General features: G+C 50.4%; 9 protein-coding genes. 6 read left to right on the top strand and 3 right to left on the bottom strand.

Translation table 11 applies throughout. From position 1 onward, the window contains the following. Nucleotides 1-18 precede the first annotated feature (18 nt). A complete protein-coding gene (locus tag DWB63_RS02655; RefSeq protein WP_164879763.1) occupies nucleotides 19-831 on the bottom strand; it encodes a hypothetical protein in 813 nt (270 codons plus the stop codon). A gap of 704 nt (nucleotides 832-1,535) precedes the next feature. Here DWB63_RS02655 and DWB63_RS02650 point away from each other — a divergent pair. Continuing rightward, entirely contained in the window at nucleotides 1,536-2,750 is a 1,215-nt protein-coding gene (locus DWB63_RS02650; RefSeq protein WP_128327261.1) for a glycosyltransferase, read from the top strand. Between the two features lie 582 nt (nucleotides 2,751-3,332). On the opposite strand, the gene DWB63_RS02645 is transcribed toward DWB63_RS02650, so the two are convergent. Next, the gene (locus DWB63_RS02645) at nucleotides 3,333-4,403 is read right to left on the bottom strand and encodes a DUF4236 domain-containing protein (protein ID WP_128327260.1); all 1,071 of its coding nucleotides are present in this window, start codon (nucleotides 4,401-4,403) and stop codon (nucleotides 3,333-3,335) included. Between the two features lie 19 nt (nucleotides 4,404-4,422). Beyond that, entirely contained in the window at nucleotides 4,423-10,335 is a 5,913-nt protein-coding gene (locus DWB63_RS02640; protein ID WP_128327259.1) for a DUF3320 domain-containing protein, read from the bottom strand. A 201-nt stretch (nucleotides 10,336-10,536) separates the two neighbouring features. Between DWB63_RS02640 and DWB63_RS02635 the strand changes: the two genes are divergently transcribed. The 5 genes from DWB63_RS02635 (at nucleotide 10,537) to DWB63_RS02615 (ending at nucleotide 14,911) form a co-directional block, all read left to right on the top strand. Next, a complete protein-coding gene (locus DWB63_RS02635) occupies nucleotides 10,537-11,229 on the top strand; it encodes a hypothetical protein (RefSeq protein ID WP_164879762.1) in 693 nt (230 codons plus the stop codon). Nucleotides 11,230-11,370: 141 nt separating this feature from the next. Further along, nucleotides 11,371-11,583: a hypothetical protein gene (locus tag DWB63_RS02630; protein WP_206613118.1), complete on the top strand. Its 213-nt coding sequence runs from the start codon at nucleotides 11,371-11,373 to the stop codon at nucleotides 11,581-11,583. A gap of 12 nt (nucleotides 11,584-11,595) precedes the next feature. Further along, entirely contained in the window at nucleotides 11,596-12,720 is a 1,125-nt protein-coding gene (locus DWB63_RS02625; RefSeq protein WP_128327257.1) for a ThiF family adenylyltransferase, read from the top strand. After that, complete coding sequence (locus tag DWB63_RS02620) at nucleotides 12,717-13,835, top strand: ThiF family adenylyltransferase (protein ID WP_164879761.1); 1,119 nt, start codon at nucleotides 12,717-12,719, stop codon at nucleotides 13,833-13,835. Before DWB63_RS02625 ends, DWB63_RS02620 begins: the two co-directional genes overlap by 4 nt. Further along, nucleotides 13,835-14,911, top strand: coding sequence for a tetratricopeptide repeat protein (locus tag DWB63_RS02615; protein ID WP_241648600.1), 1,077 nt, complete (start codon nucleotides 13,835-13,837; stop codon nucleotides 14,909-14,911). Before DWB63_RS02620 ends, DWB63_RS02615 begins: the two co-directional genes overlap by 1 nt. Nucleotides 14,912-14,926: the final 15 nt, after the last annotated feature.

The raw sequence follows: 14,926 nt of genomic DNA, 5'->3' as shown, positions 1-14,926 counted from the left end.
AGGTCTCCGTGTTGCTAGTTATATACGTAAAAACGAGGGAGCGCTTTCCCAATGAATGCTAAAACGATCCTGTGGTATATCTAGTGATTTCAAAGTGAGATGAGTTTGTGTTTGTGATGCACTATTCAAATTCCACAATTCATCAACACTGAGTGAATTTTTAAACTCTATATCATCAAACGTTATCCATGCGCCAATTAGTGAATATCCCGGCCCAACGATTTTGGGGAAAGAGTCACGTGTAACTATCGTTATGGTTTGTGGATTCCCTACGTCATCAAGAAACACCATTACGGGTGTTTTGTTGGCAGGAATCATATACTTCAAAATTCCATTTTCAGTTTTAATTTGAACGTCAGCTTGCCGAATCCATTTCGGCATAATCTGTAGGAAGGATATTGTATTTGACCCGAGGGGAGACAGGGAAGTGATAAGAATTTTGTTGTTATTTAATTTTAAGTAGTTGGAGTTACCTTGAACCGATGAGTACCCGCTGTAATACTTTTTCAGACTCCTGATAGGGTTGATCCTATCTACCACTGTCACCTCGTTGGCAATGGATACTATTCCGTCAGGAGTTTGGACATCAAAGCCTATGTTGTATACGAGTGTGGATGACAATAAAAAAGAAGCAACTATTGACACTAGAACAATATATAGTGGCGATAAAAATAGGTTGATAAAAAACATGGCACTGCATTTGTACGCATATGACTTGTAGTGACTTGCATAAAAAAATAGTATTATTGCAGCAACAGCTATGGTTGGCACGGCTATATAGACAAACATTGTTCCAACTATTACCCATATACAGATGGTGACAACGGCCATTAACAAAAACATGATCACTCTTTTGCCCCCGATAGAAAAAAGGACATCTTACTAATTAACAATCTGTTATTCATTGACTTGGTCATGTCTCTCCTCTTTCGCCCTCGTTTGCCCAATTAGAGATACCACGTAGAATGTGTGGTAAAAACATATGTTTCCCCGCATGCCTGTTTTACACCTCCCGAGGCATAGCCTCAGTCGATTATCCAACCTGTGGGCATTCTATTGGCATTGCGCCTCAACTGGCTACACTCCGACCATATGAATTGTTCGAGGGAACCCAACTCTAATTTTCGGGCAATAGCGGAAACTGCCGTATCGTATCCAAGCTGACACAAAGTGTTAGTATTCTATTTTCTTGGGCATAATTCATAGTTTTTAACAGGCCCTAATATGCATAGTCGATGCGTTAATGCTTGTTTTGGTGTTTGTCGCATTTTTTCATATTTGCATTTTAAATATTGTGGATAACGTTCATAATTTTGTTGATAATTCCGTCGAGAATTGCGGCTGACTTGGCAGAATGTGTATAGATGGCCTGACGTGGATGTGTTCGTCCCTGTTGGATATCCTGAGCAGTTCGAGGAGTTCTCTGAGGACATGCAGGGGAAGGCCATATCAACCTTTGCGTTGGCAGGAAAAACTTTATATGTTTGCGCCCAATTCAAGTATCACCCGCAAGCAGAGAATAGCCTTCCATTACCATGCGAATACTCATTACCCACTGCAACTTTCCCGCTCAATTCCGGCATATCGCCGAATATCTCGGGCGTGATCCGCAAAATGAGGTTGTATTCGCCACCGAGAATCCGCGTTTGGAATGGGATATACTTGGTGTCCGCAAGGCCGTATTTCAGGCTGCGGAAAGTGATACGGAAAATGTACATCCCCTAAACCGGGGAATAGCGGAAGCTGTCCTTCACGGCTCGGGCTTGCTCAGTTTGTGCAGCCAACTCAAAGCCAAAGGATTCAAGCCGGACATCATCCTGGGCCATTCCGGGTGGGGGCAGACCTTATATCTCAAGGATGCCTTTCCCGATGTGCAGATGGTGAGCTATTTCGAATGGTATTACAGGCCGGATGGGCCGGAAACTCGGCTTGCCAACCAGAAGGACGATCTGGGGCGGGCCATGCTCAGGATGCGCAACACCCCAATTCTGCATGACTTAGTTGCCTGCGATGTAGGAGTGACGCCGACAGCCTTCCAAAAGTCCCAATTCCCGTCGGAGTTCCATTCAAAAATCCATCAAATCCACGACGGCATCGACACGCGCTATTTCGCACCCGACCCATCTGTCTCAATCCAGAATCTACAACTGCCCGGCGTTGACCTCTCGGGCTGCACGGAACTTTTGACATACTGTGCGCGAGGCCTTGAACCATATCGAGGCTTCCCCCAGTTCTACCAGGCCTTGCCCGTTATTCTCGATGCAAGGCCAACCTGCCATGTGCTTATCGTCGGTGAAGACCGCGTCTGCTACAGTCCCAAATTGCCGGTAGGTCGCACCTACAAACAGGAGATGATAAAGAGAGTGCAGGTGGATGAGAGTCGAGTCCATTTCGTCGATCCGCTGCCATACGGACTATACAAAAAGGTGCTCCAGGCCTCCACAGTTCACGCCTATCTCTCTTGGCCCTTCGTCCTCTCCTGGTCTCTGCTCGAAGCCATGAGCTGCGGATGCCTCATCGTGGGATCAAACACCGAGCCGGTGCAGGAAGTGATTGCGGATGGTCAAAATGGCCTCCTGACCTCATTCACCGACCCGAACAAAATAGCTCAGGATATCATCCAGGCGCTCAGCCACGCGCCAGACCTGCAGCACATCCGAAAGGCCGCCCACCAGACCATCTTGGAAAAGTACGATTTGAGTATCTGCTTGCCTCGGCAGATTGAGCTGCTGACCAGTCTGGTTAAGTAATCAGAGAGCCAGCTTCTTTTGGGGATAACTGGCGACTGTCGAGTTGAGGCAGAGTGTCGAGAGCTAAGACGACTGGTTGGTCAAGAATTGGGACAGGGTGTGAATGGCTGCTGTCACGTCTAACACACCGATGCTGCATGTAGCGTCGAGCAAACCATCATCGAGAAGGTAGTCAAATTTTTCTTTGCCTTTCCCCTTGAGCCCATGGATTAAGCCCATCGGGACAGGAGGATCATTTTTCAGGATATTGCTGATGGCATCAGTTAGGTCTGAAGGGAAATTCTATGGGCGGTGAACACTGGACCGACATAGTCAACCGGAAGGCCCATTTGGAGTAGCATCAGGAAAATTGTGAAGCATATCATGTCGCCTTTCCAAATAATGAACGTCGTGTCAGAGCCCTTTTCTACAATGCTTTGATGTTTTAAACCGGCTTCTGCGGTGGGTCAGCAACCTCTGTCCATGCACGTCCAAGAAATAGGGGACAGGTGTTGATTCGATACAATTTTGCATTTCTTCGCGTACCCGGTCGTGGACGAATGCCCCTCCCTATAAATGGGGAGTTTGCCGGCCAACTTCTCTTTATTTAAACATATTAGAAAACTCTTTTTTAAAGTTCACCGGAGAGTCATGCTTTGATGTCATTAAGAAAAAGAACATCCCTGAATTTGATTTTATTTTCAGCTCTCCATACAGGCAAACTGGAATTTCATAATTATCTTTAAATCTTCGATCAGGGCCGCCATTTTTGTTTGGATGTTTCCACGTATGATCTACAACTTTTGCGTCACGCGGCGGGCTCTCTTCAATAAACTTTGTGGTGTTATCGGTAATAGACACATCGTCGTACTCCACAAAACCAACTCCCTTGCTGTCGTAAACAAGGATTCCATCGGGCAACATGTATAATGTTTGCTGCCGTGCCTTCATTACAGGCACATCAATATTTGTGTTTACCCAAGGAGGCTTGCCCTCTCCAACTTGAACAGCTGATCTGCTGATAAGATTGCTTGCACCTGCGTTCAATTTTGATTCATGAGAATCATTAATATTACGAGAATCTATCAAGGCCCAGACATTAGTATTTGATGCTAGGTTGTTGAAAGCAGATATCAGTTTCTTGAAAGACTCTCCTTTATCGTCTTCGAATTCATATGCAATTGCGATTGTGCGTCTTTTAGACTCCCAGACCGCCATGGAAGCCGTAACCAAACCCCCAATGACTGCTGTGGTAATTCCGATCGTCTTGTTATTGTTGAATAAAACAATTGACAGGAAAAAGAAAAAGCCACCACACAAATAGTCAAATCTGAATCCTTTGTATGAGTCATTAAGGGTTGAGATGAGTTCCACTCTTGATTTAGATGTCAATTCCTGTGAGTTTGCAGAATTATACTGAACGGCATCAGGATGAGAAGAATGAACAATTTCTGTTTCCCTTGGGGGTGTGGCATCATTTATTGGAGCAGGATCTCCCCCTCCTAATTCCTGACGATAATAGAGCCCATGTCTGCCTGCATGTAGATAGCTTTTCCCATTGGGACGGACACCTACTCTAAATCCTTTAACGCCAACCGATGCGCCAATACCACTCTTGGACAAGTTAAATCTTACTGGCCCAAGCCGTACAGATTTTCTTAAATAAAATGCCATTTCATTATCCTAGTTGTGACTAATTCATCTTGCGCATGAAGTATGTTGAGAGGCAATTGCCGAGGTACTCATTAACCTTCTGCGATAGCCTCTTAACCCCCAAGATGTCCGCCAAGTCCCGGACCCTGTCTTTACTCATTACAAGTTTAGGATGGTCAGCTATGAGCCCGAATAGTTCGTGGCGCGAGATGTCTGTGACGGCTCTGCCTTCTATGGACCTATACGGGACCTTTTCCTGGTAAGTTCCGGGAGACCAGACAAAAGTCGTCTTACCTTCCTTACGGGATTCATTTTTCCCGAGACAGGTGTCGATTTGCTGCTTGATATTGGCCCCGGTCCTTTTCCAGCCATGGGCTTTGCAGATAGTCCGGGCAAGTCGGTCGGCCTCGATGGGGCCCTCTATCTCTACCAAATGATCGATCAATTGACAGAGAATCGGTGTGTACCCAGGGTCGAAAAAAAGGTCTGCCTTCGGTAGGACGGGCCATTCGATGGATGAGACGTTACTTGATGCCGCCGAGTCATCCACGCCGGTTGACTTGGCATATTCTGAGTGTTGATCTGGTGGTTCCGGATCAGAATACGGAAGCTCAAGTTCATTGCTTACATTGGGAAGTTTGACTTGTCTTGAAGCCCGAGGTTGCAAAACATGCTCTTCTTCCGGTTGCGATTTCATTGTTTCCGCAACAAGCCCTTCGGGCACCTCTCTCCATTCTTCATCATGCTCGGCTTGTTCTTTGGCATGGGCTTCTAGTTCCTTCTCCTTTTGTCGGGAGTTTTCGAGAAGCTCCTCAAGTTCTGTATGAACCCGTTTGAGTGCTTCCGTAGGATTCATGAACCAGTCTGTTGACCATATGCGGATGATGTTCCAACCGAGGTTGCACAGGACCGCCTCACGGATTTTGTCTCGATCCCGCGCGCTTGCGGAACTGTGGTAGGTTGCGCCGTCACACTCAACGCCCGCCAGGTAGGCCCCTGCGTGATCGGGATGGACCACGCCCAGGTCGATTCGGTAATCGGAAACACCAATTTGAGGCCGTATCTCCCAGCCCTTGTTTTGGAGGGCAGACATGACGGCTTCTTCAAACGGGCTTTCTGCCTCACCAACAGAATCGCCTCTACCTGCACCGCACGGGAGCGCTATCTGGCCGCGTTTGGCGTAGTCAAGAAAGGTTTTGAGATGCGCCACGCCAAGGGCCTTGGTCCGCGATGTGTCGATGTCATCGGCTTCGATTGATGAGAAAACATGCATTTCGGATCGGGCTCGCGTTACGGCGACGTTCAGGCGTCGTTCTCCGCCATCACGGTTGAGCGCGCCGAAGCTCATTGACATTTTGCCCCCATTGTCTCGCCCGAAGGTAATGGAGAAGCACATGATGTCCCGCTCGTCTCCCTGGATGTTTTCCAGGTTCTTGACGATGACCGGTTCTTCCCTGTTTTCGCTGAAGAACCATTCGAGTTTCGGATTGGAACGCCGGGCCTCATCGAAAAGGTTGAGGATCAGTTCCTGTTGCTGGATATTGAACGTGATGACGCCGAGGGTCGGTCTCGTCTCCTTTGGGAGTTGTAGCCAGCGTTCCAGTTGTGACCTGGCAAACCGGACGATTCCTCTCGCTTCCGTGATGTTGGTACGGCCCGTGCCTCTCGCATACGCGCCATCGTTTTTGTGAAAGACAAGGGCATCTGATTCTGTTTTGGGCGAAGGGAAGGTGATGAGCCTGCCACCATAATAGTGATGGTTCGAGAACGAGATCAACGATTCGTCTCGGCTGCGATAATGCCAGTTCAACTGGACTTCCGGCAGGCCCGCCGCACTGGCTTCTTCGAGAATGCTGGGCAGGTCCTTTTCATATTCGGCAAGGTCTTCCTCGTCCTCGTCATCGGTACGGCCGAAGAAGTTGGTGGGCGGCAACTGTTTCGGATCGCCCACGATGATGGATTGTTTGGCCCTGGCGATAGCCCCGACCGCATCCCACGTCGTGATCTGGGAGGCTTCATCGAAAATGACCACATCAAATTGAGTCTGGTCAGCGGGAAGGTATTGAGCCACTGAAAGCGGTGACATGAGCATGCATGGCGCCAGCTTGGTGAACACGGTTGGTGTGTTTTCGAGCAATTTGCGGATGGAAAGGCTCGGCCGTTGCAGCCCAAGCTGGTGCCTCAATGTTCCCAATTCCGAGCGGCGAGGGACGCTATCTCTGGCCGGAAGCCCATGCGAGGTCTTAATCAATACCTGGTCTGAGGCCATTTTTTGAACGGCTTCGTCCCTCTTTCGAAACTCTCGTATCAAATCTTCATGGGACCATTGGCGGAAGCCACAAAGCTCCGAGCTGGCGTCTATGACGAGGGGCAACCACCAATGGAAATATGCCACCCGAAAATCCAACTTGGCGTTTTCGATCTGCCCGGTTCGCAGTGCCTTGAGAAATGGATCAAGACCCAGTGCCCGTGCTTCCTCTCTGACCGCCACCCAACGGACCCAATCCGCAAGTTGAGTCTTGTGGGCGATCAAATGTCGCAGGTCCGTTTCAAGGGATTCTATCGACTGGATACGCAGCTTTCCCTTGGAATGGACAGTGTAGGCTTCACAGGCCGATTTGAATTCCTTGAGTGCTGAGTGAAATGCCGTTGCCATGCGTTCGGCGTCATGTTGTTGCTGCCCGTGGTTGAGCAGGGAGTCTAATGCGGCTCCAAATCGCTGGGCATCAGAGGCATGACGCCGAACATCGGCAAGCGCTTGTTGCAACTCTCCAGCACCTTTCAGGTATTCCAAAACGTTGGAATGGTCAGTCTCTTCGTTTTGAAATACCGGAAGCCCTGCCAGATCGCTCTGGTCGACGGTTTCAATGTTGTTTTGGATCTCCCGCAGGGGAACTATTTCCGAAGCGACATCCACCTTGCCCTCCGCCGCATAGCTCTGGAGAAGTTTGCCGATTCGCCTGCGCCCGAAGGCCGAGAATGGCCACATTTTGGCATTTGCCTCTCGCCATTGGCGGTCGATGTCGTCCACGGGGATGCGTTTCAGTTCGGCGTTTTCGTAACTGGCCGTGAGGTTCGCGCGAGCCTGCCGAATGACGGTGATGGCGGCGTCGAGAGATGCCGCGGCTTCTTCCAGACGACCCAACTCCGCATCGACGACCTTGCTGTAGTCCCGCCCGGAAGCGATTCGGCAGGCTTCATGGAATCGATGGAGTTGCTTTATACGCTCAAGATTGGTTTCCTCGGCGTCCGGTAGCCCTATCTTTTGCGCCAGGGCGTCGGCTGTTTCCTTGAGTTGGGGAATGGTGGCCAAAATCGATTCGGCATGTTCAATCAGGCTGTTTTCCCAAGAGAACTTCCATTCCTCGGCGTCAACGCTGTCGAATCCCTTGCAGTCGCGGACAATGGCGTGAATTCTGTCCGCGCGTATTGCGGTCTCCTCAAGCCTGGTGAACATGCCCTGGTCATGCGCCTTGAGATTGCTGAAGGTGAGAGCGAACCGTGGGCGATGCCCGGTGACAATGCCAATGGCCTGGAAAACACTGAAGCCGTGGCTGCCAGGTGCATGAAGTTGTTCCACATACCTGTTGAGTTGGTCTCTTGCCGACTCAAGTTGGCTTGTTGCACGGTCCCAGGAATCCGTAGCATATTTTTCGCTACGTTCCCAGGCGGCTCCCAGCTGGATCAGCACGCGTTTCCTGTCGGATTTGTTGGAGTGGAGTTCAAGACAGACGTCGCCAAGTCCGTATGCTTTCAATCGGCGGTAGACCACGTCCAGCGCTGCTGATTTTTCCGCCACAAAAAGGACGCGTTTCCCTACGGACAGGCACTGGGCGATCATGTTGGCGATCGTCTGGCTTTTCCCCGTGCCGGGAGGGCCGATGACGACGAAGTCGTGCCCGTTCATTGCCGCCACCACAGCCGCCAGTTGGGAGCTGTCGGCGGGAAGCGGGGTCAACAGGTCGTGTAGGGGAATCTTCTTGTCGATCTCACTCGGAAGTGGGAGGCAGGGACCGTCACACGCTTGGGCAAAAGGAGTTTCAGGCGAGTCTATGAGATGTTTGACAAGTCGGTTGTTTCTCAGGTCCTCGGTTCGGTCGACCAGATCCTTCCACATGAGATACTTGGCAAAGGAAAACGTGGAAAGCGCCGCTTCCTCGACAACCTCGAATCCTGGGATGTCCCTCACCGCCTGGCGCATGAGCGTGAAGATCAAAGGGACGTCGGTACCCGAGTCGTCAGTTGGCAGCTCCCCTTCCAAAGACGGAATTCTAAGTCCGAAATCCCGTTGCAGGAATTGGAGCAGGGTCGCGTTGATGCGGACGTCGTCCTCATGGTGCGCAAGGTAAAAATCGGATTTCGCCAAACGGCGTTTCAGGGAAACCGGGAGCAGAAGAATGGGAGCTCGATACAATGTCGGGTCGTTTTCCGTTCTCTTCCACCGGAGGAAGCCCACCGCCAGGTACAGGGTATTGGCACCGCCCTCGGCAAGCTCGCTGTTGGCCTTGCGGAAAAGCGTGATCAGCCGGTTACGCATGTCGGTTCCAGACAACGGAATGCATAGCTGCTTGCGCTCCAGGGCGTCCTTGGCGAACTCTTCATGGATGGCCTTTCCATATTGCTGTTGATACAGCTCCGGGTCTCTCGTACCGACAGGGTTCTCATCCTTTAAGGAAATGACCTGCAGACGTTTCCCGTCAGCCAGCATGTCCTCCAGTCCCGGAAGATCAGGGCACAAGACCGGGATTGTCTGCTTGGTGTCCTTGAAGTTGAGCAGTCGATTCCGAAGAGTCAGGTCAAGGAGTTTTCGTTGCCAACGGTCTATCCTGTCCTGTGGTGTCTGGGGAGTTTCGTCTACGACTTCACCCGGCAGCATGCCGAAGTCCGGTTCCGGTGGGAGAGCCGCAGGGGCAACCTCTTCTGCGGCTTCCTTTGATGATTCTACGACATGATGGGCAGCGAGGGGGGTGATTCCTGCAAAGCGAGCCCTGCGGATGTCCACGGCACGCTCGAAGTCGACTTCGTTTTTTTCGTTGAGTTTCACCCTGGCGTTTTGAACCGCTTGGGCGAAGTCCGCTACGGGGCGATTCGTTACCAACGTTGTTTCAAAGGCCACGAATTCCCGTGCCGCGATGGCTTTGCGGAGTTCGACGACATCCGGTTCTTCGATGGAGGGGAGGGTCTTGTCCGCAAGCCAGACGCCTGTAAAGGCGTGTCCCTTGGTAAAGATAATGACAGGGTTGAGTCCCGCCGCTTCAAGCGCACCAGCGAAAAGCAGCGAACTGTCGAGGCAGGTGACCAGTCCCTCGTCGTGTATCCGCCTCGGCCCTCGGACCTTCTGCCCTCTGGATTCAAAAGAGGCGGGAGGCTGTGCATAGCTCAGGGCCTTTTCAGTGATGGCCGACCATATGCCGGCAGCAAGCATGTACGCCCGCTTGGGGTTTCGCTCCTGATATCCGTTGAGCCCCCCGTTGTGGCCCCCCTGTTCTAGGAGCACGCTTGCCCGTTTGCAGATATTTGCAACAACAGGATCGTTTGGCGAGACAAACGCAGCGAGGATGCTGGGCATCTCATCCAAGCCTCCCCATTCGTCCCGAGCCAAAAGTCTGATGGGCAATACCTGTTCGCCCAAGGTTGTCTCGCCCCGGCGAAGCCGGAAGGTCAGTTGCCCACGTTCCGCTTCGTTGAGTCCATCGAAAAAAGCGAAGTCGTATTCCAACCGCAAGTCGGAGAGGGACACATCGCTTTCGGCATGTATTTTGTCGATGGCCCATGTCTTGTTTCGGCAAAACGGGGGAGTGGTAGTCAGTTCCAAGGTGACTTTTTCAATGGAGATATTCGTGGGATTATGAATGAGGATGCTGCGTAGAATCGGCACTGAATTCTGAGCAGAAGCAAAATTGACGCATTCGGCGGCGGATACTTCCAAAGCCAGCGGATTATCCATATTCATGTCACTTCCTGGAAATTATGATGAAATTTTTAATATATCATTTTTCGTTGATGAAATTCAGTACACAATATAGAATTGGTTGAAAAGGTGCTGAGCCTTCTGAATTAACATGAATTATTCCGACTAGCAGAGTCTGGAATCATCACTTTTTCTGGAGGCGTTGTGAATCGATTGGACATGTGCATTGAAATCTTGAAGACCGTGAAAAAGAAGATGCATGTCAATGAAATCGCGGTTGCGTTGGCTGCCCGTTATCCGGTTGAATTCGGCAATGAGGACGTTGATGGGCTTTCCCGGAAAGTCGGGTCGTCAATCAGTAATCACATCCGAAGTGCGAAACGAAATGCCGAGATATCCAGAGTTCCCAATGGTAGGGGCGGGTATCTTTCCGGTGTCTACAAAGCAAAGCAGAAACGGAAAAAAGCTGTCCCGGCAGAACTCCCCCAAGTTTCAAATTTGTATACCGGCAAGGCCGGAGAATATGCGTTGTTGAGCGAGCTTCTTTTCAGGGGCTACAATGCATCGATCATGACAGTGGATGAGGGAATCGATGTCGTTGCATCCAGGGAGAACAAATACTTTCATATTCAGGTGAAAACGGCCAATAGGAATCCACAAGGAAAATTTCAATTCACCATCTCTGCGAAAAGTTATAAATCGTATGACGCTTCCACGACGTTTTACGTCCTTATTACCCGTCGCTTCATGTGTAACTCATGGAGAAGCGACTATGTCGTTCTTCAGAGTAGCGATATCGCTAAGTTTATTGCTACTGGTATTATTAAAGATGGCAAGCAGTACTCACTCGTGGTCCGATATGAGGGGGACAAATGCTTGCTGAACAGGAATAAAGACGTGACATACCATCTGAATAATTTTGAATCGATGAAATAGGTAGCGATTCCCGGCCTCTTGCTCTGCAAGCGAGTTGGGATCGCTACCGGGACATCTTGACTTAACGATTTGCAACCTCTAAGAAAAATCTGAAGAAAATGAATTTCCGGGGTTAATATTTAAACCGTTCGAGGAATTGATATGCTGAAGAAAGATGATGAACACATGGAAAAGTTCGGCTTTGCCATTATCTCCGACGAAGATGGCATGGATAGTGTTGCCTATACAGCTTCTTGCTCCGGCAGCCGCTCCGACTGTTGTACCAGGACCTGCTCTGCAGATGCGAACTTCGTTGAGAACACCGAGGCCTGGGAACAGTATCTGGCTGTCAAAGGCGGTCAGGTTCAGTACTAGTAGGCAGACGTAATGACACAGTTATCGGAAGCCTCCGCCCCGGAATTGCGAGACGGGGTGGAGGTTTTTATTTATCCTCAGGAGGAAGAGGTCTGCCCGGTTCTTTTCCTTTTTTTATCCAACAGGCGCCGTTTGCGCATTGAGTGCAAGCCCGCCTTTGCCCTTCTGCTCAAGGAGCTTTCCAAGTCGCAGCTGTTGGCGGAATCATTAAAGCATTCCGGCCTTGCCTTGGACGACGAAACCGCAGCTTTCCTCGCTTTTCTCGAGGGTGAAGGGATCGTCACCCTGTCCGACCCGTTGGAAACGGATCAGCTTCCGGCTGCGTATGTGGAGCAGTACAAGCGGCAACTGTATTTCCTGCTGGATATCCTCAGGTCACCGCAAAAGGTCCATGAGGTCCAAAAGCGGATATTTGGCGCGCACATAACGGTCTTCGGCCTTGGGGCTGTCGGCAGCGGAATTCTGCAACAGCTTTGCATGATGGGGTTCAGGCGATTTACCCTCGTCGACTATGCCGACGTTGAGGAAAACGACATCGCACGGACGCCGTACCGGATTGCCTCGCAAACCGGTACGCCCAAGACACAGGCCGCCGAGGCGCTGGTGGAAGACTTCGCCTTCGACCCCCAAGTCGAGTTGTGCAATGTCACCCTCAGGACACACACAGACCTCGATAAGTTGGTCCAGAGAACGTCGCTTATCGTCAACACCACCGATCAGCCCTATGTCGGCTATACCAACATCAAGCTTTCACGGTATGCTTTGCAGCACGACGTTCCGGTGTTGGCTGCCGGTGGATTCGACGCCCATCTTGCCTCCCTGGGTGAGTTGCTGATTCCCTATGTAACGCCGTGCGCTGATTGCTACGCCACCTTTTTCCACGAGAGTCTGAAGGACTGGAAGCCCATCCCTCACCCTGTCAAGGAGCGTGAGGGCTGGTTCGGTGGCCTGGGCAGCCTGTCCACGTTCAGCGCTTCTACGGCCGCGCTTGATATCCTGGGCTACTTCATGAACCCGGAAGACCGAAAGGCGGTTCCCGGCGGTCGGGGTGAATTCCTTTTTCATGACTATAGCCTCGACACCTTTGTCGTCGAAAGGGACAAGGAATGCCAGTCCTGCGGGGAGGGGCGCAAATGAGTCGATACCACGCGGAGTGCTTCCGGCTCCGCCCGTCCGTTTCCTTCGTGCCCATGCCGCAGGAGGGAACCTATCAGTTCTTTGTCTCGGATATCAGGCAGAGCTTCAATTTGGCCTTTGCCGATGAAGATTACGTCAAGATTCTTTCCAATCTGGACGGGAGTTTGCCGTATGCAAAGCTGGCAGAAACCTACGCCCTCGATGATCGACAACTTGTCGGGCTGGAACGGCTTTTCGAGGTCCTCATTGAACGGTGCGCCGTGGAGGATGTACGCGTCGTGGCGTCCCGTGAATCCGACCCGTTTCGCCGGGTGAAAACGTTCATCGGCTCCTATATCCCGTATTACGATGTGGAATCCGCTTGGCAGCGGATTGCGGAAAGCCACGCGGTTGTGATCGGTGCCGGAGGCGTGGGGAGCTGGGTTGTCTCCTTGCTGGCCCAGATGGGGATCAAACATTTCACGTTGCTCGACGACGATGTGGTGAAGCCGCACAACCTGAACCGCTCTCTGTTCACCAAAGGCGATATGGGTACGCTCAAAACTCTGGCCCTTGACAAGATGCTTTCAGCGCGGCGGAAGGATTACTACACAGTCAGGGCTGTTGATGAGAAGCTGGAAAGCTCGGAGCGGCTGATATCGCTCCTTAAGGATGACCTGCGACCGCAGACGGTCCTGATCAACTGCGCGGATTTCCCTTCGGTCGCTCACACCTCGGCGATCATCAACGAGGCGGCCTTTGCCCTCGACCTGCCCTACATCATTGCCGGTGGCTACAACATGCACCTCAGTCTGGTGGGGCCGACGATCATCCCCGGCAAGACGCCGTGCTTTCACTGCATCTCGCACGGCATGGATCAACTCAAGGTAGCCGAGATCGAAGGTGCGGAGCGCATCGTCAAGGAGCACCGCAACCTCGGCAACCTAGCCCCTCTGGCGGCGATCTCCGCATCTTTCGTCGCCAACGAGTGCCTGAAATTGCTGCTGGGGCTGCCGAACCTGAAGCCGACCATGATCGGCAAGCGCGGCGAGTTCAATTTTTTCACAAAGAAGTTGGTATTGGAAGAATATGGTGTGTGGGATGAGTGTCCGTATTGCTCAACGAGGTCAAAGTGATGAAGGATTATATGAAATTTGGACTAGGGCTGTTCGGAGGTTTTTTGCTCATGGCTTTTTTATTCTTTATGTCCCGGCATATAGATTTTGTTTTTCTTAAAGCCTATCAGCCGCCAATCACTGACCTTATTCAAAAAGACTATCTTAAGGATTTCAGTGGATATCGTGATTTTGTGACAATAATAAGTGGTCTGTTGGCGATAATAATGGGGGCTGCTGGTTTTGGGAGTTTTATAGCTTACCGGAATATTAAAGCGGAAGAAATTCGTCTATCGAAACTTCGTACCAAATTTGAAGTCTTGTTAAAAATTGAGGAAGGACGTGCTGGATCGGATTCAGAATCGGACCCGGAGTCAGGAGTAAAAGTTTACAAAGATACCGGGATGGAATTCGACGATTATTATGTGCTATACTTGTTAAGGGCAGATGCTTTTCGTAAACGAGGCAAGGATGGAGACTACGCTCTTGCAGAGCGTGACTATCGTAAAGCCTTAGAAATACATGGCAACTCTCCGAAGGGATGGTACGGTTTGGGGCTGACTAAATACTTAGCCGTTCGAGGCCGGATGGAATATTGCGAGAAAGAAAGCGTCGGGCTTGATATAGAAAATGTCTCTCGGTATAAGCTTACAGATAATACGTTGAGAGTTAAAGAGGAGGATTTTGTTCAAGTTAAAGAAGCTATAATTTGTATGAAAAAAGCCATTAGTTGTGAATATAACGAATCAATAGCTTTGTTTGATATTGGCAATATGCATGAATCAATGGGGGATATAGACAAAGCCATCGATAGTTATAACGAGGCATATAAATTAGATAAAAGCAACACCACACATGGTTTTTATTATGCGTACAGTTGGATTAAGAAAAACGCTCATGACCTGTCGCATGTAGCTGCAGCAGGGGTTGAAGAAATACTGAAGCAAGTTGGGATGATGAATTTGTATCTTAGCAAGCCTGCATATGCTTTGCTCTGGTATCTTTATAGTGTTCCGAGCTTAAAGGACGAAAAAGCAGCCCAACACGCCTTAAGTGCAACCAATCAATATGTAATAGATGATCTTTTTGAGATGTAAGTTCTTTGTCAGTCA

The sequence above is a fragment of the Pseudodesulfovibrio sp. S3 genome, assembly GCF_004025585.1.
Classification (GTDB): domain Bacteria; phylum Desulfobacterota; class Desulfovibrionia; order Desulfovibrionales; family Desulfovibrionaceae; genus Pseudodesulfovibrio.
This window is presented reverse-complemented; position numbering and strand designations above follow the sequence as displayed.

Bases quoted from the DNA above. Each gene is read 5' to 3' on its own strand.
- DWB63_RS02655 (WP_164879763.1), bottom strand. From the start codon at position 831: ATGGCCGTTGTCACCATCTGTATATGGGTAATAGTTGGAACAATGTTT.
- DWB63_RS02645 (WP_128327260.1), bottom strand. From the start codon at position 4,403: ATGGCATTTTATTTAAGAAAATCTGTACGGCTTGGGCCAGTAAGATTT.
- DWB63_RS02620 (WP_164879761.1), top strand. From the start codon at position 12,717: ATGAGTCGATACCACGCGGAGTGCTTCCGGCTCCGCCCGTCCGTTTCC.
- DWB63_RS02640 (WP_128327259.1), bottom strand. From the start codon at position 10,335: ATGAATATGGATAATCCGCTGGCTTTGGAAGTATCCGCCGCCGAATGC.
- DWB63_RS02615 (WP_241648600.1), top strand. From the start codon at position 13,835: ATGAAGGATTATATGAAATTTGGACTAGGGCTGTTCGGAGGTTTTTTG.
- DWB63_RS02650 (WP_128327261.1), top strand. From the start codon at position 1,536: ATGCGAATACTCATTACCCACTGCAACTTTCCCGCTCAATTCCGGCAT.
- DWB63_RS02625 (WP_128327257.1), top strand. From the start codon at position 11,596: ATGACACAGTTATCGGAAGCCTCCGCCCCGGAATTGCGAGACGGGGTG.
- DWB63_RS02630 (WP_206613118.1), top strand. From the start codon at position 11,371: ATGCTGAAGAAAGATGATGAACACATGGAAAAGTTCGGCTTTGCCATT.